This is a genomic window from Campylobacter sp. VBCF_01 NA2, assembly GCF_027797205.1.
Classification (GTDB): domain Bacteria; phylum Campylobacterota; class Campylobacteria; order Campylobacterales; family Campylobacteraceae; genus Campylobacter_B.
In genome coordinates this window covers 491,348-514,439 of record NZ_CP115607.1, presented here as the reverse complement: position 1 = coordinate 514,439, position 23,092 = coordinate 491,348, and the positions used below count along the sequence as shown (strand labels likewise).

General features: G+C 41.8%; 21 protein-coding genes and 1 tRNA gene. 6 read left to right on the top strand and 16 right to left on the bottom strand.

Going from position 1 to position 23,092, the window contains the following annotated elements; genetic code table 11:
• Positions 1-7: 7 nt before the first annotated feature.
• From PF027_RS02775 to PF027_RS02740, 8 genes are all read right to left on the bottom strand, one after another.
• Entirely contained in the window at positions 8-382 is a 375-nt protein-coding gene (locus PF027_RS02775; protein ID WP_270872020.1) for a hypothetical protein, read from the bottom strand.
• Between the two features lie 218 nt (positions 383-600).
• Positions 601-918, bottom strand: a complete 318-nt coding sequence (locus PF027_RS02770; RefSeq protein ID WP_270872021.1) for an HMA2 domain-containing protein — start codon at positions 916-918, stop codon at positions 601-603.
• Positions 919-921: 3 nt separating this feature from the next.
• A complete protein-coding gene (mog, locus tag PF027_RS02765; RefSeq protein ID WP_270872022.1) occupies positions 922-1,452 on the bottom strand; it encodes a molybdopterin adenylyltransferase in 531 nt (176 codons plus the stop codon).
• A 7-nt stretch (positions 1,453-1,459) separates the two neighbouring features.
• Positions 1,460-3,250, bottom strand: a complete 1,791-nt coding sequence (locus tag PF027_RS02760; protein ID WP_270862358.1) for an AAA family ATPase — start codon at positions 3,248-3,250, stop codon at positions 1,460-1,462.
• Positions 3,213-4,451 (bottom strand): tRNA (N(6)-L-threonylcarbamoyladenosine(37)-C(2))-methylthiotransferase MtaB, encoded by a 1,239-nt coding sequence (gene mtaB / locus PF027_RS02755; RefSeq protein WP_270877342.1) that lies wholly within the window; start codon positions 4,449-4,451, stop codon positions 3,213-3,215. Before mtaB ends, PF027_RS02760 begins: the two co-directional genes overlap by 38 nt.
• Positions 4,452-6,119, bottom strand: a complete 1,668-nt coding sequence (locus PF027_RS02750) for a mechanosensitive ion channel family protein (protein WP_270872024.1) — start codon at positions 6,117-6,119, stop codon at positions 4,452-4,454. It lies immediately after the preceding gene.
• Positions 6,116-7,150 carry a 3-dehydroquinate synthase gene (gene aroB / locus PF027_RS02745; RefSeq protein WP_270872025.1) on the bottom strand — a complete coding sequence of 345 codons (1,035 nt, stop codon included), beginning with the start codon at positions 7,148-7,150 and terminating at the stop codon, positions 6,116-6,118. The genes PF027_RS02750 and aroB overlap by 4 nt, the downstream gene beginning before the upstream one ends.
• 48 nt (positions 7,151-7,198) lie before the next feature.
• Complete coding sequence (locus tag PF027_RS02740) at positions 7,199-8,620, bottom strand: TrkA C-terminal domain-containing protein (protein WP_270876245.1); 1,422 nt, start codon at positions 8,618-8,620, stop codon at positions 7,199-7,201.
• Positions 8,621-8,747: 127 nt separating this feature from the next.
• Between PF027_RS02740 and uvrA the strand changes: the two genes are divergently transcribed.
• Positions 8,748-11,564 (top strand): excinuclease ABC subunit UvrA, encoded by a 2,817-nt coding sequence (gene uvrA, locus PF027_RS02735; protein WP_270872026.1) that lies wholly within the window; start codon positions 8,748-8,750, stop codon positions 11,562-11,564.
• 123 nt (positions 11,565-11,687) lie between these two features.
• Here the strand turns inward: uvrA and PF027_RS02730 are convergent, their stop codons facing one another.
• The gene (locus PF027_RS02730; protein WP_270872027.1) at positions 11,688-11,876 is read right to left on the bottom strand and encodes a hypothetical protein; all 189 of its coding nucleotides are present in this window, start codon (positions 11,874-11,876) and stop codon (positions 11,688-11,690) included.
• Between the two features lie 123 nt (positions 11,877-11,999).
• Positions 12,000-12,075, bottom strand: a tRNA-Phe gene (locus tag PF027_RS02725).
• A gap of 171 nt (positions 12,076-12,246) precedes the next feature.
• Here PF027_RS02725 and PF027_RS02720 point away from each other — a divergent pair.
• The 3 genes from PF027_RS02720 (at position 12,247) to PF027_RS02710 (ending at position 13,746) form a co-directional block, all read left to right on the top strand.
• Positions 12,247-12,750: a DUF4149 domain-containing protein gene (locus tag PF027_RS02720; protein ID WP_270877341.1), complete on the top strand. Its 504-nt coding sequence runs from the start codon at positions 12,247-12,249 to the stop codon at positions 12,748-12,750.
• On the top strand, positions 12,740-13,132 hold the full coding sequence (locus tag PF027_RS02715) for a YbgC/FadM family acyl-CoA thioesterase (RefSeq protein ID WP_270865513.1): 393 nt from the start codon (positions 12,740-12,742) through the stop codon (positions 13,130-13,132). The genes PF027_RS02720 and PF027_RS02715 overlap by 11 nt, the downstream gene beginning before the upstream one ends.
• Positions 13,133-13,305: 173 nt before the next feature.
• A complete protein-coding gene (locus PF027_RS02710) occupies positions 13,306-13,746 on the top strand; it encodes a hypothetical protein (RefSeq protein ID WP_270872029.1) in 441 nt (146 codons plus the stop codon).
• Between the two features lie 169 nt (positions 13,747-13,915).
• Here PF027_RS02710 and PF027_RS02705 read toward each other — a convergent pair whose 3' ends face one another.
• From PF027_RS02705 to abc-f, 6 genes are read right to left on the bottom strand one after another with little or no spacing between them, the layout of a single operon-like run.
• Positions 13,916-14,719: a transporter substrate-binding domain-containing protein gene (locus PF027_RS02705; protein ID WP_270872030.1), complete on the bottom strand. Its 804-nt coding sequence runs from the start codon at positions 14,717-14,719 to the stop codon at positions 13,916-13,918.
• 29 nt (positions 14,720-14,748) lie between these two features.
• Complete coding sequence (locus PF027_RS02700) at positions 14,749-15,921, bottom strand: hypothetical protein (RefSeq protein ID WP_270872031.1); 1,173 nt, start codon at positions 15,919-15,921, stop codon at positions 14,749-14,751.
• Entirely contained in the window at positions 15,918-16,562 is a 645-nt protein-coding gene (locus tag PF027_RS02695) for a uracil-DNA glycosylase (RefSeq protein ID WP_270865508.1), read from the bottom strand. Before PF027_RS02695 ends, PF027_RS02700 begins: the two co-directional genes overlap by 4 nt.
• Complete coding sequence (prmC, locus tag PF027_RS02690) at positions 16,562-17,356, bottom strand: peptide chain release factor N(5)-glutamine methyltransferase (protein ID WP_270865507.1); 795 nt, start codon at positions 17,354-17,356, stop codon at positions 16,562-16,564. The genes PF027_RS02695 and prmC overlap by 1 nt, the downstream gene beginning before the upstream one ends.
• A complete protein-coding gene (locus PF027_RS02685; RefSeq protein WP_270865506.1) occupies positions 17,353-18,582 on the bottom strand; it encodes a M48 family metallopeptidase in 1,230 nt (409 codons plus the stop codon). Before PF027_RS02685 ends, prmC begins: the two co-directional genes overlap by 4 nt.
• A gap of 8 nt (positions 18,583-18,590) precedes the next feature.
• Positions 18,591-20,543 carry a ribosomal protection-like ABC-F family protein gene (abc-f, locus tag PF027_RS02680; RefSeq protein ID WP_270865505.1) on the bottom strand — a complete coding sequence of 651 codons (1,953 nt, stop codon included), beginning with the start codon at positions 20,541-20,543 and terminating at the stop codon, positions 18,591-18,593.
• 124 nt (positions 20,544-20,667) lie between these two features.
• Between abc-f and PF027_RS02675 the strand changes: the two genes are divergently transcribed.
• Together PF027_RS02675 and PF027_RS02670 are read left to right on the top strand one after the other, a co-directional pair.
• On the top strand, positions 20,668-21,990 hold the full coding sequence (locus tag PF027_RS02675; RefSeq protein ID WP_270868404.1) for an MATE family efflux transporter: 1,323 nt from the start codon (positions 20,668-20,670) through the stop codon (positions 21,988-21,990).
• Positions 21,966-22,829 carry a M48 family metallopeptidase gene (locus PF027_RS02670; protein WP_270872032.1) on the top strand — a complete coding sequence of 288 codons (864 nt, stop codon included), beginning with the start codon at positions 21,966-21,968 and terminating at the stop codon, positions 22,827-22,829. Before PF027_RS02675 ends, PF027_RS02670 begins: the two co-directional genes overlap by 25 nt.
• Positions 22,830-23,092: the final 263 nt, after the last annotated feature.

Sequence of the window (23,092 nt, the reverse complement as noted above, 5' to 3'; positions counted from 1 at the left end):
CCTAACCTTAAATTTGCGTCTCAGTCGCGCCCTCTGCGCGTTTGGCGCGTGGTTTAGGGGTGGTTGATTTTTTCGCCCGCGGTTTTTTCGCTGGTTTTTCGACTGATTTTTCGTTGCTTTTTTTGTTTGCGGATTTTTTTGGCTCACCAGCAGTTTTTTCTGGCTCGCCTTTTGCGTTTTTAAATTTCTCGCTAATCTCATCGCCTGCCTTATTTAGCGTGGTTTTGACGCCCTCACTCGCACTTTTTACCTTATCTTTTAGCTTTTTTGCGCCCTCACTTTTGGCAAGCTCACTAAGACCTTGTGCGATTTTTTTGCGATTTGTGAGTGCATAGACACTAGCCCCGCCAAAAACTAAACCTAAAAAAAATCTAATCGGCATAATTTCTCCTTTTAAAATTTTAAAATTTACATACTTATGATTTTTGCTATCATAATTAGAAAAAGTAAAATTTGATTTTACGCCAAAACGCCTTACAATCAAAATTTTAAGGCGTTTTAAACGATAAATTTATCAAATTTTTAGTGTGAAATAATAGAATATTTTTGTATAAAATTAGCTGAATTTATAAAAACGATTTTCATTTAATTATGAAAATTTTAAGAGCAAATATCATCAGCCGTAGAATTTACAAGCGAAATTAACTCAGTCGAAATCTGCCCAGATAAAAACTCCTCCCACAGCTGGGGCTTAAAAATTTCGCTGTCATAAAAAATCGTCAAAGAGCCAATTAGCGGGTTAAATTTATACTCTTTTATCCCGCTAATACTAGCGATTTTCGCCTTTAATTCCGCCTCACTAACCCCACTAATCTCCCTAATCTTGGGGCTTACGCGAATTCGCAAACGCCCCCTTGTGTGGGCGATTTTGGTAAAATATTTGGCAAAATTTAAAATATCGTTTTTCTCAATTTGCATTTTTTACTTCTTTTTTGGGCGAAAGGCTGTGATTTTATCGCTTACCTCGATATAAGCGCCACCGATTAAATCTATGCAGTATGGAATCGCCGGGAAAATCGGCTCTAAACACTGCAAAATCGCCTTTGGATTACCCGGCAAATTTACGATAAGAGAGTTTTTGTAAATACCAGCTGTTTGCCTCGATAAAATGGCGGTTGGGACATATTTTAGACTCACAGCGCGCATTAACTCGCCAAAACCAGGTAGCATTTTTTCGCACACTGCCTCGGTAGCTTCTGGCGTGACATCGCGTAGGGCTGGACCTGTGCCACCTGTGGTAAATACAGCGTCGCACCCGCTCTCGCACATTTCTCGCAAACTACCCTCGATTAGCGCGCGCTCATCGGCGATTATGCGGTAGTCAAATTCCACCTCGCCCTCTATCCACTCGCTCATTATGCGCTTTATCTCTGGGCCTCCCAAATCTTCATAAACCCCGCTTGAAGCGCGGTCGCTAATGGTTAAAATTCCTATTTTTACCTTTTTTTGCATATTTTTCCTAATCATCGAAATTTAATCTATCACTTCTAGGCGCAGGTGTTTCACTCTGAATTTCGCTCTGCTCTTCGCCATGCTCTTCGCCCAAATTTTCCTCGTCCTCATCAAGCTCTGGTTGCAATATCGAGCGCACGCCAGAGTGAGTGATATACTCATAAACAAAAATTTGCTTCGCTATCAAATTTAGCGCCTCTTGCATAGTGCGAAGCGTCTCGCCCACATCTTCAAAGCACGAATTTAATATCTCATTGACGCTGGCTGGATTTGGCACGAAACTATCCCCCATAGCGTATTCATAGACCATTTTTTGCGCCAGCTCGGTGGCTTCTTTGACATCGTTTGAGCCGTTTGTAAAGGCGTCATTTTTGTGTATCGCAAGGGCTGCTGTGCCGCTGAGTAGGACTTTGATTTGATTTAGCATTTGGGTTTTGGAGCGGATTTCGAAATCATCGTTTAAAAATTTATCGTTTAAAAGCTCGATTTTATCGAAATTCATCGAATACCAATACGCGATTAGCGCCTTTGCAGCCTGATAAAAGGCTTGGATTTCTTTTTCGTTTTCTGTTAAAATTTGGCTTTTTTGCACACCATAAAATACCTTTGTGCGCACATTTTCGAAGTCTATTAGCTCGATTTTATCGCTTCCCCTCTCCAATGCCTTCATCGCAGCCTCATTGACAAATGTCGCCACGCCTGCCCCGCTAAATCCCACGCAAAGGCGACTAACCTTGGTTATATTTAAATCAAATTTTTTATCCGCAAGGTAAATTTTTAAAATTTCAATCCTGTCTTTGTAGTTTGGTAGCGAGATAAAAATGCGCCTATCAAACCTGCCAGAGCGAAGCAGAGCCTCGTCGATCAAATCAATTTTATTCGTCGCGGCGATGACCATTACACCGCTATTTTCTTCAAATCCGTCCATTTCTGTTAGAAGCTGATTGAGCGTAGCCTCTCTCTCGTCGTTTCGCCCAACGCCCCTTTTACCGCCCACAGCGTCGATTTCGTCAATGAAAATAATCGCAGGCGCGCAGGATTTTGCCTTGGCAAAAAGCTCCCTGACGCGCTTTGCGCCCACTCCGACAAACATCTCAGCAAAACTCGCCCCACTTTGGTAAAAAAACGGCACGCCAGCCTCGCCAGCTACGGCCTTTGCAATTAGCGTTTTTCCCACACCAGGAGCCCCAATCATCAAAACGCCTTTTGGAAGTTTTATGCCAAATTTTTGGTATTTAAGCGGATTTTTTAGAAAATCTACGATTTGGATTAGCTCGTCTTTGACCTCGCTAATGCCTGCGATATCGCTAAATTTCACATCGCTTTTAACTGGTTCAAATGAGTTTGGTGCGAAATTTTGCGGCGCAGTATTTTGGGCTTGCGAAGCTAAATTTTGCCCTTTTTTACGGCGCGAAAGCACGGTTTCGAAATAATAGACAAAAAGAAAAAATGCAAAAGTGAAAATCACCAAAATCGCGCTGATTGTCATTTCGCCACTATTGCCGTGCGATTTGCTGATAACTGCGTGATTTGCTAGCTCTTTGAGATCGACGATATCGGCTAAAATGCGGTATCTTTTGCCCTCGTAAATGAAATTTAGCGCGCCGTCCTCGATATGGGCTCGCTTGATCAAATCCCTTTGCATAAGCTCGCTAAATTCGCGTTCGCTGATGTATTGCGCGTCATCTTTGAAATACACAATACTAAGCAAAACGATAAGCAATCCCAAAAACACAAGGATTAAATTTAGCTTGTTTGCCTTAAATTTCTGCCACATTTGACTCAAATTTGACTTCATAATCTTCTATCCTTACCCATTTTTTAGATAAATCTTTTTCGCTTTTTATCAAAATTTTATTATAAAACTCATCGTATCCCTCGTAACACTCGCCATTTTTGCGCTCTACTAGCACCGAAAGTGGCGATTTGTGAGCTTTGCGAAACTCGAAATTATTTAACGCTACGATATTTTTAAGCATTTTAAGCCTAGCTTTCGCCACTTCGCCATTAATCCTCCCACTCATCGAAGCAGAAGCTGTGCCCCAGCGTGGAGAGAAAATAAAGGCGTGCAGGTGCGTAAGCGGGAATTTTTTGAAATTCTCAACCGCCTCGCCCCAGACTTCCTCGCTCTCGCCAGGGTGAGCGACGATGAAATCAGTGCCTAGCGCAAAGCCTCTCTCGCCCAGCTCCAAAAACAGCTCCAAATCCCTAAACGCCGTGTTTCTGCGACGCATAATGCTAAGCATAGTCTGCGAAGTGTGCTGCAAAGCGATATGCAAATGTCGCTCCAAAAAGCTCTCGCCCAAAATTTCGCGAAAACTCTCATCAATCTGACTTGGCTCGATTGAACCTAGCCTAATGCGCTTTATGCCTGAAAGGCTGCCAAGCCTTTGTAACAAAGCCCCAAGAGATGTGGCGCTATCTTTGCCATAACTTCCGATATTTGTGCCAGTTAGGACGATTTCGCTAAAACCATTTTGGGCTAAATTTTGCGCCTCATTTATAATCAAATTCTCATCAATAGAGCGCGCGCGCCCCCTTACAGAGGGGATTATGCAATAAGCACACGAAAAATCGCAACCCTCTTGGATTTTGATAAAGGCTTTCGTGTGATTCTCAAAATCGCCGAGCACGCTACTTTCTTTATACTCCAAATCTCCGATATCGTAAAATTTCGTATCTGCGCGCAAATACTCATCGATTTTGGCCTTTTGGCTCATACCAAAAACGCCAAAAATTTGATTTTTTGCTAGCAAATTTTGCCCCTGAGATTTGGCGCCACAGCCTGTTAAAATCACCCTTTTTCCAGCCCTATTCATACGCGAAATATAGCCTCTGACATCGCTATCTGCGCCGTTTGTAACGGTGCATGAATTTATCACAACGATATCTGCTTCGCTCTCATTGCCCACAATCTGCGCGTTTTGCACCATTTTTTTGATTAATTCAGTATCGTAAATGTTCGTGCGACACCCAAAGGTCTTAAAATACACCCTCACCTATACTTCCCCCATAGGTGGCTCGTTTGGCTCGAAATTTGGCGCTTTGTTTGCGCCATAAGTTTTGCCGTTGTAAAGCGTGTAAGCTGGGTAAGCGATTTTGATATCATCTTCTTTTTGTAAGCTTTCTAAAATTTCACTTGAAATATTGCTTCTAAGGCCCAAAGTAGCGTATGAATTCGTCATATACCAAACCGAAATTTGAATACCATAAGGCTCGAAAAAGCTAAAAATTCTAGGCTCCACATTTGGATTTTTTATGCTGTATTGAGAGCGGAGTTTTGACATTTGCTTTTTGGCGATATCGGTGTAGCCTTTCGAATACTTTCTGACTATGTTTTTGATGATATACATAGCTTTTTTGTGATTGCTATCAAATGTGAGTAAGATATCGATGCCGTCCCAAACGGTCTTTAACCCAGAGTGCGTATAATTAGCCAGCAAATCTGTAAAAATGTAGTTATTCGGTATAAATACAACCCTGCCGGCGCGTTTGTTTTCTCGCCATGTAGTCATCGTAACATCTTCGAAAATCGTCATTCTAAGCACGGAAATATCGATGATATCGCCCACATACACGACGCCATTTTTGCAGACTTTGACGCGATCCCCTACCCTAAATGTGCCGCCAAATACGATTACAAGCCAGCCAAGCGAGCTCATAAACATATCCTTCATCGCAATCGCCAAACCAGCCGAAGCAAAGCCCAGCACGGTGACAAAATGCGTCATATTATCAATATACGAAAATAGCAAAATCAGCACGATAATGGTGAAATTTATGACATTTATAATTTTATTTACAAGGTAGAAATTTTCATCATTTATGACATATCGTTTGGCGATAAATTTGGCTAAAAACGCCAACGCCAAAACTATGCCAATCCATATAAGGATATTTCCAGCGCGCTTGATTTGCGCCGTGATATCGGCAGTTAGCGCGGTGATTTGGGAGTTTATTTTTTTCTCATACACATCATAAGTAGTGCCTGCAAGCTCGTAAGCAGAGCTAAATTCGCCGATTTCATATTTTAAATTTTCGTAATCTTTGATAAGTTTATCATTTGGTGAAATTTTCTCCACTTTGGCGTATAATTCGGCTTTGGTTTCGAGTTTTTCTATCAAAACCTTTAAATTTTCGATTTTTCGTTTTTGCTCTAATTTTTGCTCTTGTAAATTTCGAATCGTCGAAAAGCCCGTGATTATCGAAAAGGGATTGCTCACACGCTCTGGCTCTGGGGTCTCTGGCATAGCGACAATGTCCAAAAATGGGCTTTTTTCATACTCTTTTAAAAGCGAGAGTTGCTCATTTACGGCGCGAAGTTTTTTGCCTATTTCGTTGATCTCGTCCGCGTCGCTTAGGGATTTTTGCTCATCTTGCAGGATTTTTTGCTGTTTTAAAAGCTCTTGGTAACCGATGAAATTCGCAAATCTGCTAACCCAAAGATTGTTTTTGATCTCCTCATCAATCGCCCTAATCTGCTCGCCAAGCGGAGCAATCATCGCTACATCGGCACTTTCGCTCGAATTAACATATTCTTTATTTAATCTAGTGGCGGAGCTGTTTTGCTCTGATAAGCTTAAATTTTGCTCTGCTAAATTTTCGCTTAAATTTCCCTCGCCAAAAGCAAAAACAAAAAATAAAAAAAGAGTTAAAATTTTATTCATTGAAACGCTCTTAATGTCGATTTTACGAGATTTTCATCGATATCATCAGATACGAAAAAATCACCAATTCCCTTTGGCATGATGAATTTTATCTTGCCTGAGGCACTTTTTTTATCCAAATAAAACATTTCGTAAAATTTATCTACATTTTGGATTTTATAACTCACAGGAAGTCCAAATTTAGCGAGCAGCGCGCGAATTTTCTCTGCTTCGTTTGCGCTTAGTTTGCCAAGTCTTACAGCCAAATCATTTGCCATAACCATGCCAATCGCCACAGCCTCGCCGTGCAAATACACAGAATAATTCGTCAAATTCTCAATCACATGCGCGAAGGTGTGTCCGTAGTTTAGCACCGCTCTGATGCCGTTTTCGCGCTCATCTCTCGCCACAACACCAGCTTTTATTTCCACGCATTTTGCGATGATATGGGCTACTTCGCTATCACTCTTCAAATCATGCTCGCAAAAATACTCAAATAGCTCTTTATCAAATGTCACCGCCATTTTCACGGCTTCTGCCACACCTGCGCCAAATTCGCGCGCCGGCAGGGTTGAGAGAAATTTACTCTCACAATACACGGCGCGTGGTTGATAAAATGAGCCGATTAAATTTTTGCCGAAGCGGTTATTCACGCCCGTTTTCCCGCCTACGCTAGCATCTACTTGGGCTAAAAGCGTGGTTGGGATATTTATAAAATTTATTCCTCTTTCATAAATACTCGCGCAAAATCCAGTAATATCGCTAATCACGCCACCGCCAAGTGCTATTAGCGTGCTTTTGCGATCTAGTTTGGAGCTAAAAAGTTGCTCTAAAATTTGCTCGACGCTGGATAGATTTTTATACTCTTCGCCATCAGGAATTGTAATGATAAATTTCTGCCCACACTCCAATCTCTCCAACAAATACGAGAGCCAAAGCCCGCTAACCTTGGGGTTTGTGATGATTGCGACCTTGCCAGGAAGTGAAATTTTGGCTAATTCGTCGATAAAAACGCTGTAACTTTTCTCTTTCAAATCAATATCAATTTTCATATTCTAACCCCTTTATTTGCCTTATTGTAGCATAAATTTTGCATTTTTTTACCCCATATCGCATGGAAGAAAAATTTGGTGATTATGGCTTAGTTTGAAATACATTTTGTCAAGGTCTTTTTTGAAAATTGCTGTCGATTTCGGGGCTAAAATTTTATCGCTAAATGGCACAAACTGCAAGAAATCACTCTCTCCGCTAAGCTCGATTAATGGGTTTTTGCTCATATCATCGTGGATTATGAGCTCTTTTGAGAAAAGCTTTGACAAATTTAGATAATTTTGCACAAACTCTCCACCTTTGCCACCGTTTTCGTTAAAAATATACAGGTGAATATTCATACCAAGCTGCGAGCTGATATCAAAAACTACGCTTGATTCCTCGTCCATATTCGCTCCGCCATTTACCACCACACTGCGTTTTATCGCGTCTAACTCGCTCTGCCCTAGGCTTAAAATCGGCACGCCAAGACTTTGCAAATAGGCTTTGTTTTTTTCAAAAATCTCCCTCACACACACGACCAAACCAGCCTTATTTTCGCTCACATCGCCGTTTAAATTCGAGATATTTTTCTCTTTATAATCAATTAAAATTTCAAATTTTTCATCATCGCTTTTAGCCTTAATCTCCTCAAAACTAGGCGAAATTTTAGGATTTACCACCCTAATGCAAATTTTGTGATTTTGAAGCCTGCTATCTAGATACTCCACCGCTCTTAGCATCTTATAAATCGAGCTCTCGCTCATTTCCTTCATATCAATTAGTGCATAAATATTTATCCCAAATGGCGATGGAAACTGGCCGTTTTGTTGTTTGACCTGCGCAAATACCGCGCGCAAGGCACTTGGCTCGCCCACGACCAAAATCGTATCGTTTGGATAAATCACCGTGCTTTTCGTGGTGATTATGTAGGTGTTGTGGCGATAAATCATCGGGATTTTGTATCGCTTCGAGCTTAGAGTGCCTACCTTGCGATACGCAAATGAGCTTCCCACGGGGATTTTTACCTCCATTATCTCGCCCCTACCAAGCCCCACATACTGCGCAAAAACCGGGCTATCTGGCAAACAACCCATAAAACGAGATGAATTTAGCGATAAAACATTTAAAATTTTAATATGCTTTTCTTCTTTGTATTCTTGCACCAAATCCCAAAAATCAGCAAGATAAATTTCCAAATTTGGCGCAATTTCTTTGAGATTATTCAGGCTCACCCTAGCGTCAAATTCAATGTCCATTATCATTATGCACCTATCGAATTCGCCCTGATTTACTACTAATTTTAGCCTTTCTATGCTTGTGGGATCGAAAATCTCCACGCTGAAATTTTGCATACCCAAAATCCCCTCAGGCACGCAGGAGCTGTCTTTTGCGATGATGAAGTATTCGTGGATAACATCTTTGGATTTGTAAATTCTATTTAAAAAATGGCGCGCGAAATCGCCACTTGCTATGATTAAAACTTTTTTCATTTTTATCCATTAAATTTTGATTTTTCAAAATTATATCAAACATGGCTGAAATTTAAGCGTTTTTGCAAACTCTTTCAAAGAATTTTAAGATATAATTAAAGGTTAATTTTCACAAAAAGAGGCTAAAATGAACGATAAAATCACAATTATCGGCGCAAGAGAACACAACCTAAAAAATATAAATTTGAAAATTCCAAAAAATAAATTAGTCGTTTTTACCGGCCTTTCGGGCTCTGGCAAATCCACGCTAGCCTTTGATACACTCTATGCTGAGGGTCAAAGACGCTATGTAGAGAGCCTTTCGGCGTATGCTAGGCAGTTTTTAGACAGGGTTGGCAAGCCAGATATCGACAAAATCGACGGCCTAACACCAGCGATTGCGATAGATCAAAAAACCACCTCCAAAAACCCGCGCTCGACTGTTGGCACGATAACTGAAATTTACGATTATTTGCGCTTACTTTACGCTAGAACGGGCGTGCAACACTGCCACCAATGCGGCAAACCAATCTCAAAAATGAGCTCATCTGATATCATCGCCGAGGTTATGAAACTCCCAAATGGCGCGAAAATTTCAATTTCTGCCCCGCTCGTGCGCGAAAAAAAGGGCACTTTTGCTGATTTGATCGAAGATATGCGAAACAAAGGCTATGTCAGAGCCCAGATTGACGGCGTTTTAGTCAGACTTGACGAAGAAATCGAACTAGCCAAAACCAAAAAACACACAATCAAAGTCGTCATCGACCGCGTCAGTATCAGCGAAGAAAACGCCACGCGAATCGCAAGCGACATCGAAAATTCCTTAAAACTTAGCTTCGGCGAGGTCGAAATCGATATCGCAAACGCAGGTGAATTCGGGCTTGCGCACGATCATATCCATTACAGCGAACACATGGCGTGCTTTGATTGCAAAATTTCATTTACCCCACTCGAACCGCTGACTTTTAGCTTCAACAGCCCAAAAGGTGCGTGCGAGGAGTGCGACGGGCTTGGGATTAAATTTAGCCTAGATTTAGCTAAAATCATAAACGAGGCAAATTCTATCGAAAACGGCGCGATTAAGGTAATGTCAGGGTTTAACAAAAGCTATTATTATAAATTTTTGCTCGGATTTTGCGCCTCAAACGATATCCCCACAGATGTCCCATACGCCGAGCTTGACGAGGCACAAAAACAGCTCATTTTATACGGAAGCGCGAAAGAGGTGCCGTTTTATTGGAAATCGCACAAGCTAATGCGTAAATTCGAGGGCGCGATAAAATACGCCTATGATTTGCTAAAAAACGAAAACGATTTAGACGAATATATGAGCGAAAAAACCTGCTCTGCTTGTGGCGGACTGCGTCTAAAACCCCAAAGCCTAGCCGTAAAAGTCGCTAGCAAAGGCCTTGGCGAAGTGGTGAAGACAAGCATAGAAGAAAATGTCAAATTCTTTGGCGATGAGAAAAATTTCGCCCATTTTAGCCCGCAAGAAGCGCAAATCGCGGCGCCTATTTTAAAAGAAATCAACGAAAGGCTATTTTTCTTAAACGATGTTGGTCTTGGATACCTGACCCTCGGGCGCGACGCACGCACAATCAGCGGTGGCGAAGCGCAACGAATCCGCATCGCAAGCCAGATTGGAAGCGGACTAAGCGGGGTAATGTATGTCCTAGATGAGCCTAGTATCGGGCTTCACGAGCGCGATACACAAAAGCTAATCAATACACTTAGAAATTTACAACAAAAAGGAAATTCCGTAATCGTCGTCGAACACGACAAAAAAACCATACAACAAGCAGATTTCGTCGTAGATATCGGACCTGGGGCTGGTAAATACGGCGGCGAGGTCGTATTTAGTGGAAGTGTGGAAAATCTGCTTAAAAGCGACACACAAACTGCGCTGTATATGAACAATCACAAAACGATTGATTACCAAAAAAACCGCCCGCAAAAAGAGTGGTTAAGCATAAAAAATGTCGAAATCAACAATATCCACGGCCTAAGCGCAAAATTTCCTTTGCGAAATTTAGTCGGAATTACCGGAGTTAGCGGCAGCGGCAAAAGCTCGCTCGTGCTTCAAACAATCCTGCCAGCAGCATTGGAGGAACTTAACCGCGCCAGAAATGTTAAAATTCTAAAAAATGCCAAAATTTCAGGCCTGCAAAATTTAGACAAGGTCATCTACCTAGACCAAAGCCCAATCGGTCGTACCCCACGCTCCAATCCAGCCACTTACACTGGCGTCATGGACGAGATCCGCGCGCTTTTTGCGCAGACAAAAGAGGCGATGATAAGGGGGTATAAAATCGGGCGATTTAGCTTCAATGTCAAGGGCGGGCGTTGCGAAAAATGCGCAGGAGAGGGCGAAATCAAAATCGAAATGCACTTTTTGCCCGATATTAGCGTAGTTTGCGACGCATGCGGTGGTTCGCGCTACAACGCCCAGACGCTTGAAATTTACTACAAAAACAAAAATATCGCCGAGATTTTGGCGATGAGTATCGACGAGGCTTTGGAGTTTTTCAAAGCTGTGCCAAAAATTTATCAAAAACTCAAAACCCTCCAAGATGTAGGCCTTGGCTATATCGCGCTAGGTCAGCCTGCAACCACGCTAAGCGGGGGCGAGGCTCAGCGCGTCAAACTCGCGAAAGAGCTTAGTCGCACGGATACCGGCAATACACTTTATATCCTCGATGAGCCGACCACTGGCCTACACTTCGCCGATGTCGATAGGCTGGTGCAGGTGCTTCATCACCTCGTGGATTTGGGCAATTCTGTCTTTGTCATCGAGCATAATATGGACATCATCAAAAACTGCGACTATCTCATAGATATGGGGCCAGAGGGTGGCGATGGTGGCGGAAAAATCGTAGCGCAAGGCACACCAAAACAGCTTGCAAAAAACTACAAAAAAACAGGCTCTTACACAGGTGAGTTTCTAAACGAGGAATTTGCAGGGTAAAATTTGGGTGAATTTGGGGAAATTTAGCGTGAATTTTGGAGCGAAATTTGGCAAATTTAGTTTAAAATTTGTGTGAAATTTGCATAAAATTTGCGTCAATTTTCCCAAATTTTCAAATTTAGCCTAAAATTTCTCGGCTAAAAATCTACGATAAATTTCATCTTTGCACGCGCGTGAAATTTCGCCGTTTTTGCAGGCATTATCCAAAATTTTCAAAAACTCACCCGCAAATTTTGGCTCGTCATAAAATTTAGCTATCGCCTCTGTAACCCTGCCTGGCAAATTCGCAAATTTCGGCGCAAAATTCGCCATTGGCTTTAAATTTATCTTTTCAATTTTATTATAAAGACAGCTAAATTTACGATTTATTTTGCGATTTTCTATGATTGCGCGCCTTAAATTTCACTGATTTTGGGATTTAAATTTGAATAAAAGTGGTGGTTAGAGGCAGAATCGAACTGCCGACACGCAGATTTTCAGTCTGCTGCTCTACCGACTGAGCTATCCAACCACGAAAAAAGAGAAATCATTTTATTTAAACATTGCTTAAATAATGATAAAATTTGAAAAATTCGGCTAAATTTCAGCCAAATTTACACAAAATTTCCAAATAAAGACAAATTTTAGGGTATAATGGCGCGAAATTACAAAATTTACGAAATTTACAAATTTAAGGATTTTTATGAAAGCGATTTTTTCGATTTATATCCTCGCTCTTGGCGCGCTCATCGGTATCGAGCTTAGCCTTGGCGCGCTTGTGGCTCCGACGATTTTTTACCCGCAAAATCTCATTGGCGAGGGCGTGCTTAGCCACTTCCAAAGCGGTCAGATGATGAGCGCGATTTTTGTCAAATACAACGCCATTTTAATGCCGTTTTCGATAATTTGCCTAATTTTTGAAATGGTGAATTTCAACAACAACAAATCCCAACCCTTCAACCTAAAACTCTCAACCCTCATGCTAGCGCTCATAAACCTCATTTTAGCGACACTTTTCGTGCTGTATTTCACGGAATTTATCCTAGACGCGCAAAAGCTAGGCGAAGCAGGCACACAAACAGCCGAATTCGCCCAAATCCACAAAGCCAGCGAGTGGTGCGCCAAGCTAATGATAATCGCGCAAACGGTGCTGTTTTTCCTAAAAATGGTGCCAAACTTGCGCATAGGCAGAGGCGATGAAATTTAGGATTTATTACGACGATACCGACGCGCAGGGCATCGTCTATCACGCAAACTACATAAAATTTTGCGAGCGGGCTAGAAGCGAGGCGCTAATGCGTGCGGGCGTGAGTTTTTTTGGCGAGCACTCGCATTTCGTGGTGAGCGATTTGCAGGCGAAATTCCTGCGCTCTGCGGTGCTGGGCGACGAACTAGAAATCAAAACCACGCTCAAAGAGCTAAAAAACGCAAGCGCGGTGCTGACGCAAAAAATCTACAAACTAAAAGATATAAATGGGCGCGAATTTGACGAGTTAATCTTCGCCCAAGATGTCAGAGTCGCATACCTGCAAAACGGCAAACCAGTGAAATTCAGCGACGAAATCGTGGAGTTTTTCAAGGGGTTGTGAGGTTTGGCAGGGCTAAATTTTGCAAATTTAAAATATAAAAACTTGCTTTTATCTACCGAAATTTTAAAAGAATTAAAGGGGCTAAAATAAAATTTGATAAAAATATAAATTTGGTGGGCAAGGACGCCCACCCTACGGTGCTTTATGAAAATAAATTTAAATAGGAAATTTTTATGAAACAATCAGAAATTTCATATATCAAAAAAATTGTAAATAAATATTATAATGAGGCGTTAGAGTGCTTTGGATGTTCTTCTCACATATTGTTTTGGAACTATGATGAATTTAAAGATAATTTAGAATATAATTTTGAAGCATTTTTGTATATGTTAAAAAAATTGATAGATAATGGAGAAATTTTGGTTTTAGTTCCATATTGTTTTTATGACAAACAAACAAAAACATATTCAACAAAAATTAAAAAAATAAATGGTGAGCGGGATATTTTTTGGGATATTCCATCTGATGAAATTATAAATTATACACGCAGTGTTTTACCGAAAGATTTAAATGATATAAGTAACTATTCAAATAGTAAAAACTATGGTATTTTTTGGTATGATGATTGTCCGCAAATCCGTTGGGTTGATAAAGAAACTGGAAAGATTTATTAGTATCGTAGGGTGAGCACCTTGCCCACCATAAGGTTACCAAAATTTTCGCTAGGCAACTTACCACACTACAACTAAAATTTCGGCGCAGTATCCAAGATTGCCTCAGCGTGGAATTTTAAAAGCGGTTGCGAAAAGCAAAAGCAGTTCTCACAACCGAAATTTTAAAATTTTAATACGAATAAACTAATCCGTATTTTTCAGTGATTTTTTTCAACTCACCATTTGCCTTCATCTCAGCGATTACTTTATTTACGAAGCTTTGCAAATCGCCCTTGTTTTGCGACATCAAAGCCCCGATTTCATCGCGCGTAAATGGACTTTCTAGTAGCGGAGCGGCTAGTTTAGGGTTGTTTGCCACATAATACGGCGCCTCAGTGGTTTCTGTGATCATCACATCAGCTACGCCTTTTGCGATTTGCGCTGGGATCTCGGCGTTTTTCTTATGGACGATGATTTTAGCGTTTTTAAAATTTGCCCTCGCAAATTTCTCGTTCGTTCCGCCCGGGTTTATCATCACGCGAACGCCCTTTTTATCGATACTCTCTAAGCTTGTAAATTTCGCTGCGTCGCCCTTGCGGCACAAAATCGTCTTACCGCTAGCAAGGTAGCCATCGCTCATTAGCATAGTTTTTTTGCGTGTTTCGTTAATCGTAATGCCGGTAGTAGCGATATCGAAGCGCTCTGCCATAGTATCATCGCTCAGACTCGGCCAGCTAGTGGCGACGAACTCAGGCTCCACGCCAAGCTTCTCGGCGATTGCTTTTGCGATATCGATGTCAAATCCCCATAGCGTGCCGTTTTGCTCGCGCACACTTAGCGGTTTATAATCCCCAGTAGCGCCCACTAGGATAGTTCCGCGAGATTTGATTTGATCTAGCGTAGGTTGGTTTAACGCTGGTTGATTACTCGCACAACCAGCGAGCAAAAACAAAAACGAAAGCCCTAAAAAAAGTGTTTTGAAATACTTTTTCATGCAATTCCTTTCTAAAAAAATTTGAAATTTTAATTTAATTTTTGAAATTTACCCTCGCCGACCTCGTAAATTTTGGTATCAAACCTAAGGCCGTTATCGTAAAATTCCTCGCTAAATGCCCGCTCATAGCGGTTTAATGCAAAATTTGAATAAAAATAGTCAAACCCGCTAAGCGCGCTGTATGCAATCCACTCGTAGCGCAAATCCACGCCAAGGCTAAGCGCGCGATGAAGAAGCGAGTTTGAAACCGGCGAAATGGAGTTTGCAAGGTAAAATTTCCCGCCAATCGCGCTTGGAAGCGCACCGATAATCTCGCCGTCAAAGCCCACTTGCGTAGCAAGCAGGTTTTGCGTGTTTAGCTTTTTGTGCGAAATTTCGCCGATTACTGAGAGTATTTTAGAACTAGGCAAATTTAGGATAAAATTCGCATTTTGTGGCAGTTCGCCCTCAAAATCGAAAACCGCATTTCGGTTGCTTTTAATCGTGTAAAACTCCTCGATATTGCGACTATCAAACGCCATATCGTTTAGCACCTGCGACAGCGCGCTCTCATCGCCGATAGCGTATAAATTCTCAGCGAAACGCCCCAGCAGATACTGCATTTGCTCGCTGTAATCAATACCGCCAAAATATATATTATTCGACACGAACCCACTTAAATTTTGATTTAGCGTCGGCACAAAAACTATACTACTATACTGCGAGTTTTCATCTACTATATCCACGCCAGATCTATTTAATGGAGCGATTATGAGGGCGACATTATCGCGCTCCATAGCTTCAAGTGCCGCTATAATGCCCTCCTCGCTCTCATTTCCTATGTAATAAAAGCGCAAATTCGCCTGCAAATTTCTCTCGCTCACAAATGCCAAAAGCGCATTTGCAATGCTATCTGCGCGCGAGCCAAGGATATTTTGCGCCATTAAAACACCCACTTTAAAGCCCGAATTTTGCGAGTTTTCAATCGTCGCACTCATCGCATTTGCCACGAGATTATACACCTCGCCTTTTTCACTGTCTGGGTCCCAGAGCGTGTATCCCTCATCTAGGCTTTTTTGGATAAAATCCTCGCCCTCAAACAAAATCTGGGTGCTAGAATTTTCATCATCGCTTATCGTAAAATTTAAATCTTTTAGCGAAATATTTTCGTCATCGTGCGCCAAGCAAAAAACAGCGATTAAAAGCGCAAAAATCGCTCTCACAAAAATTCCTTTATCTTGCGCAAATCATCGTGAAAAAGTGGAATTTGGCTTGGGTTTTGGCTTAGGAAATTTAGATCAAATGTCGGTATGAAGGTAATCCCGCCCTCACGAAATGGCGTGCCGTGAATCAGCCTGATATCTGGGAGGTTGTTGTTTTTAAGCAAAATTTTAGCGCACAGCTCGCCAAGGCAAAGCACGACTTTGGGACGAATTATTTTAATCTCGTCGATAGCGTAGGGAGCGCATTTGAGTATGATTTCAGAGGTGAGTTTTTTATTTAAATTTAGGGCGCATTTTATCAGATACGACGCGTAAATTTCGTCGATTTCCAAACCGCAAAACTCCTTCAAACTAGCCCTAAATTTCTCGCCCAAATTCCCGCTAAATGGCTCACCGCTCTCATCTTCTGCGTGCGTTGGGCACTGAGAGATTACCATTATTTTAGCGTTTTTATCGCCATAAGGCACCATGGCGTGGGTGCGTGTTTTGGATAGTTCGCACAGCGCGCAGTTTTGCACGCTATGCGAAAGGCTATCAATATCGCTAAAAAATCTCTCGCCACTAGCAAGGATTCCAGCGTCGATATACCTGTAACCAAACGCCTTGTAGCAAAGCAATCTATGAAGTTTCGAGCCCTGCATTACTTCATTTTCCTTGCGACAAATCCGCGATCAAACCCGGCTAAATCTTTGTAAAATTCAAAGGCAAATCCATGCTCGCTTAGTGTTTCTTGCATGCTTTGCTTTTGATCATAGCCCATTTCGCAAAGCAGATATTTCGTGCGATTTTCGCTTAAAAAGATTAGTTTTTTTAGCTTCTCATCGCCCTTCTCGCCACCGATTAGCGCCAAATTTGGCTCTTTTAGCACTCTCTCATCGAGCTTATACGAGGAGGCGATATATGGCGGATTTGATACTACGATATCGAAATCCCCCTGCACCCCGCTTAGGTATTCACAATGCACAAATTCAATATCCACACCCAAATTTTGGGCGTTTTTGCGCGCTACTTCAAGCGCACTTTCGCTGATATCAGTGGCGGTAATTTGCGCGTCTGGGAAAAATTTTTTAAGGCAAATCGAGATTATCCCGCTTCCAGTGCCGACCTCGCAAATGCGCGGAGTTTTGAAAAGATGAGCCACGCTAAAAGCCTTATCGACCAAAATTTCAGTCTCGAAGCGAGGTATCAGCACCCGCTCATCGACGAAAAACTCAAAATCGAAAAATTTGCACTTGTTTGTAATGTATTCAAGTGGCACGCCAGAAGCGTAAATTTCGACACTTTGGCGAAATTTTTCCTCATTTCGCATAGCGTGGTTAAAGAGCATTACAAACTCTTCGTTGCTTAAATTTTCGCTAAATTTCAAAAGCTCCCTTGAAACATACCTAGAATTTGTCCTGCCGTGCGCCCATTTTAACGCCTCGAAAATTTTCATTCTAGCTCCTTGATACGCTCATACAGGCTCGGGTGCGAGTGGTAAATCGCGCTGTAAAGCGGGTGAGAAATCGGAAAAGTTTTGTTTTCGCTACCAAGTTTTTTAAGTGCGCTAATCATATCATTTTTACTCGCATTATCTGCGCCGAACCTGTCCGCGCCAAACTCGTGCATACGGCTAAATTTCGACATCACAGGCTCCAAAAAACTCTGCAAAATCGGCAAAAATAGCATGATAAAAATCAGCGTCGCACCGCCGTCGCGCACTAAATTTAGCGCGTCAAAAACCCCATTTGTAGCCAGATTTCCAAACACGCCAAAAATCACAATCAGCATAAACGCCCCAAGCGCGATATTTTTGAGTATGTCGCCGTGTTTGAAATGCCCTAGTTCATGCCCCAAAACTGCCAAAATTTCACTCTGGCTTAGCTTTTTTATCAAAGTGTCAAAAAGCACGACCTTTTTACTCGCCCCAAGTCCGCCAAAATACGCATTTAAGCGATTATCGCGCTTGCCTGCGTCGATGACGAAAACGCCACTACTTTTAAAGCCACATTTTGCGAGTAAAATCTCGATTTGCGATTTTAACTCGCCCTCAGCTAGTGGCGACATTTTGTTAAATAGCGGCGCGATGAGTGTAGGATAAATCAAATTTATCAGCAAAATCAGCCCAAACGAAAATCCAAACCCATACACCCACCAAAACTGCCCCAAATTTTGCACGCAAAAAACTAGCGCAAAAACCACCAAAAAGCCAAAAATTAGCGTTAGCGCAAGGGCTTTTAGCTTATCAGCGATGAAAATTTTAGGCGTGATTGTGGAAAATCCTAGTTTTTTGTCTTTGATAAAAGTGGCGTAAATTTCAAACGGCAAATCAATCACCCCGCCAAGTATGATGAAAACTAAAACAAAAACGCTTTGGATTAGGATACTTGCGCCGCCCTCCAAATTTACGCCGCACCCGCCAAATTTGGCGTAGATAAATTCCTGCAACGCACCCGCACCATAACAAATCCAAAAAATCGCGACCAAAAGCCCAAACGCAAGGCTAAAAATTTCAAATTTCAGATTTGTAATGCTGACAATTCCAGCCTTTTGATAGTCTGCTTCGCTTAAAATCACGGCTGGTTTTTTGGCGTTTTCTTTGATAAAATTTAGCTGTAAAAGGGCTAATGAAATTTTATAAATCGTGTAAATTATATAAATGATTATCAAAAAATAAAGCATAAATTTTCCTATTTTAAATTTTCAGCCAGCGAGAGCACCTCGAAATATTCGTTTTCCATTTGATTTAGTGCGCCCTTTTTCTCTTCGAGCTCTTCAAAAAGCGGTTGAAGCCCGATTTGTTGGTAAATTTCAGGGGTTGAAAGAGCGTGATTTAGCTCTTTTATTCTATTTTCTATCTCTTCGATTTTGGCTGGATATTCTTCTAAAATTTTGTTTTGTTTATAACTAAGTTTAGTCGTGGCGGTTTTTTCTTTTTTATTTTCTTTGATTTCGGGCGCAGTATCCCCCGCGCTAGAAGCGACCTCGCTTTCATAAATTTCAAGGTCTTTTATCTCGTCTTCATACTCCAAATACTCGCTGTATGGTATATAAATCTGCTCGATTTTGCCCTTTTCAAACGCCCAAAGCTTGTTTGTGATTTTGTCGATGAAATATCTATCGTGGCTTACGATGATAACTGCACCTTCGAAGCTGAGCAAATAATCTTCCAAAATGTTGATTGTAGCGATATCCAAATCGTTCGTCGGCTCATCTAAAATAAGGCAGTCGTATTGCTCGGTAAAAAGCTTGGCAAGGGCGACGCGGTTTTTTTCGCCACCGCTTAGCACGCTTACTGGTTTATCCAAAAATTCTTTTGGGAATAAGAAATTTTTAAGATAGCCATAAACATGCATATAATGTCCGCGCACCATAATGTGATCTCCGCCATTTGGGCAAAAAATCTCAATCAAACTCTTATCGCCTGAAATTTCAGACCTAGCCTGATCAAAATAGCCGATCTTAATATCGCCCCTTTTGATCTCGCCCCCGTCAATGCGAGTTTTGCCAATTAACATTTTTAATAATGTCGATTTTCCAGCACCATTTGCGCCGACTATGCCAATCCTCTCTCCTTGCAAAACCCTAGCCGAAAAGCCCTTAAAAAGGTCTTTTCCATTTAAAATTTTACTTACATTTTTGCACTCGAAAAGCATTTTTTTGCGGTTCTCGCCACCTGTGCCGTTGAAATTCCTACTAGCGCGTTCAAGCTCCAATTTCACGCGCCTTATCACGCCCGGATTTTTTTTGGCTTCTTCTCTCATGGCTAGCACGCGGGCTTTGCGACCCTCGTCGCGTTTGAGCCTAGCTTTGACACCACGATGAAGCCACTCTTCTTCGTATTTTAGCTGTTTTAAAAGCGTTTCATGGGATTTTTGCAAGCTAGCTAAAATTTCTTGTTTGCGCCTTAAATAGTTTTCGTATCCGCCATCAAAAAAGCTTAGTTTGCCCTCCTCTATCTCGATACTTCTGGTCGCAAGTTTGTCGATGAAATAGCGATCGTGCGAGATGAAAAGTATGGTTTGCTTCGAATTTAAAAGCATATCCTCCAAAAATCTCACCATATAGACATCAAGGTGGTTTGTCGGCTCATCGAGTAGCAAAATATCTGGCTTTTTTAGCACCAGCGCACCAAGTGCCACGCGGCGAATTTCGCCCCCACTTAGCGTGCAAGCCGAGCGGTTTTCGTAAATTTTAAGCCCAAAATGCTCCAAAATTCGCTCGATTTTATTGTCGATATTCCAGCCATCTTTGGCGTCGATAAATTTATTTAGCTCATTTTGGCGGGTTAGAAGTGCTTCGTTTTGGGGGTCGTTTGAGATTTGTTCTAAAATTTGGTTGTATTCATCAATGGCATCGTAAATTTCTTTGAGTTCGCGTTTTAGGGCGTCTTTGACAGAGAGATTATCGTCAAATTTCGGGCTTTGTTCTAGCATTTGGATATTTATGCCATTTTGCGTGATGACACGACCGCCGTCGATTTCATACTCACCAGCGATGATTTTCATCAGCGTAGATTTTCCGCCGCCGTTTTTGCCGATGATTGCGACTCTCTCGCCAGAGCTTAGGCTGAAATTCACGCCGTCAAGGACAGTGTTTGAACCGAATTTTTTAACTACATCAATCAAATCAACTAATGCCAAAATTTGCCTTTATAGATAAAATTTGTCGATTGTAGTAAAAAAAATATTAAATTTGAATAATTTCTAAATTTAATCTATGAATTTTTCGCTAAAATGCGCTTCTTATTTTAAAAAAAGAGAATTAATGAAGGAAATTTCACTAACAAAACTAAGCCTAGCAATCTATGCGGATATGTTTTTGCGCCTAGTTACCGCGCTGATTAACACCTATATGATAAGCCTTGTCGATGTCAGGCTCGTAGGCGCGCTGGGCGCTGGCAATCAGGTATTTTTGCTTTTTATCACGGTTTTTGGGTTTTTGGCTGTGGGTTGCTCGGTCGTGGTCGCCCAAGCTCTGGGGGCTAGGAATAAAATTTTAGCCCTGCGCGCAATACATACTAGCATTACCTTTAACGCCCTAATCGGCGGACTTAGCGGGGTTTTTGTATTTTCGTGCGCCACGCTTTTACTCCGTGCCTTACAGGTGCCAAGCGAACTTCTCGCTGATAGCACGATTTATCTAAAAATCATTAGCATTGTCTTTGCAATCGACGCTGTGGCGATAGTTTTTAGCGCGATAATCCGCGTGTATGGCTATGCAAACTACATAATCATCATCTCAGTAACGATGAATATCATCACTTTGGTTGGAAATTTTATCGCACTTTTCCAGCCCTTTGGACTGCCATTTTATGGGCTTTTTGGCGTGGGAATTAGCACGATTATCGGGCGGATTGTGGGCGTGATACTTTTCGCGCTAATTGCCGTAAAAATCATAAAACTAAAATTTTACTTTTCAATGTTTTTGAAAATAAAATTTGAAATTTTACGCAAAATTTTATCCGTGGGACTGCCGAGCGCTGGGGAAAATCTGCTTTGGATCACGCAATATCTAGTCGCCTTTGCCTTTGTAGCAAGTATGGGCGAGGCAAGTCTTACGGTGCAGACGATTTATTTTCAGATTTCAAGCTTTATTTTCTTTGGCGGAAGCGCCATTAGCATGGCAAACGAGGTCATCGTAGGTCGCCTAGTGGGCGCAAAAGAGCCAGAACGCGCGTATTCGCACACCTTTCACGCGCTAAAAATCGGTCTAATCGTCACGGCGTTTTTCATCGCGGTTGTATTTTTCGCGCGCGAGCTAATCATGAGCGCGCTAAATCTGGGCGGGGCGCACAAAGAAATCATGCGGCCGCTGTTTTATCTAACGATAATCTTAGAGCTTGGGCGCACTTTCAATATCGTTTTCGTAAATGCTCTACGCGCCAGCGGCGATGCGAGATTTCCGTTTTTAATGGGGTTGATTTTCATGTGGGGCGTGTCGCTTCCGGTGGGGTATTTTTTAGGCATTTCGCTTGGAATCGGGATTTTGGGCGTTTGGATTGGGTTTTTGTGCGATGAGTGGCTCAGAGGCGGGGCGAATACTTGGCGGTGGATTAGCAAAAAATGGCAGAGCAAACGATTAGTCTAAATTTGGGCGAAATTTGCGTTTTGGCTAGTTTCAAGCGCGTAAAATACGCTAGGATTCGCATTAGCCCTGATTGCGCCGTGCGTGCTAGCGTGCCGTGGTTTTGGAGCGTGGAGAGAGCCAGAGAGTTTATCGCCTCGCATGAAATTTGGATTAAAAAAACCTTAGAAAAATACGAAAATTTGGCGCTAAAAGAAAACGAGAGTGAAATTTTAGGGCAAATTTATGAGCTGAAATTTGGCGAGAAATTCGCGGATTTGTGGAATACTGCGCCGAAATTTAGTGCGCAAAATTTTAGCGGTGGCGATACTGCGCCGAAATTTTGCGAGAGTGGCGCGAGTGATAGTGCGCTAAAATTTGACGCAAATTTCGCGAGTGATACTGCGCCTAGCGCCACGCCAAACACGAACGCCACGAACGCCACGAACGCCACGCCAAACGAAATTTTGGCGCAAAATTTGGCGAAATTTAACGGCAAAATCGCCATTTTGGAGAGTAAAATTTACTGCGCAAACGAGATAGAATTTGCGAAATTTAAGAAATTTTTAGCGTTAAATTTATACAAAGATTTGATTAAACTCTACTTGCCGTTCGTGCAAAAGAGCGTCAATCGCCTAGTCGTGCGCGATATGAAGACGCGCTGGGGCAGTTGCAACAGCGCGAAGGGCTACATAAATTTGTCGTTAAAATTGGTCGAAAAAGATTTGCGCTTTATCCATTATGTCGTGCTTCACGAGCTAACTCACCTCATCTACGCCCACCACAGGCGCGAATTTTACGACTTCATAGCTGGGATTATGCCTGATTTCAAAGAGCGAATTAATCTGGTGAAAAATAGATAATTTGCACCCCTGTTGTCATTGCGAGGAAAGGCGCAAGCCTTGACGAAGCAATCTACGCGTGCAAAATTTAGAGAATTTTTAAAATTTATCAAAATTTATAATCTCTATTCTGCCTTGTTTAGCTCACTAGTAGCTTTGCTGCAATACCCAAAATTTGTTTGGCTTTTTCTATGCTAACCATAACTTACTCCTTTATTAAAAATTGAATTTTCTAAATTTTATATTTTTATTAAAAATCGACATTGTGCGTGGCACACTATCTA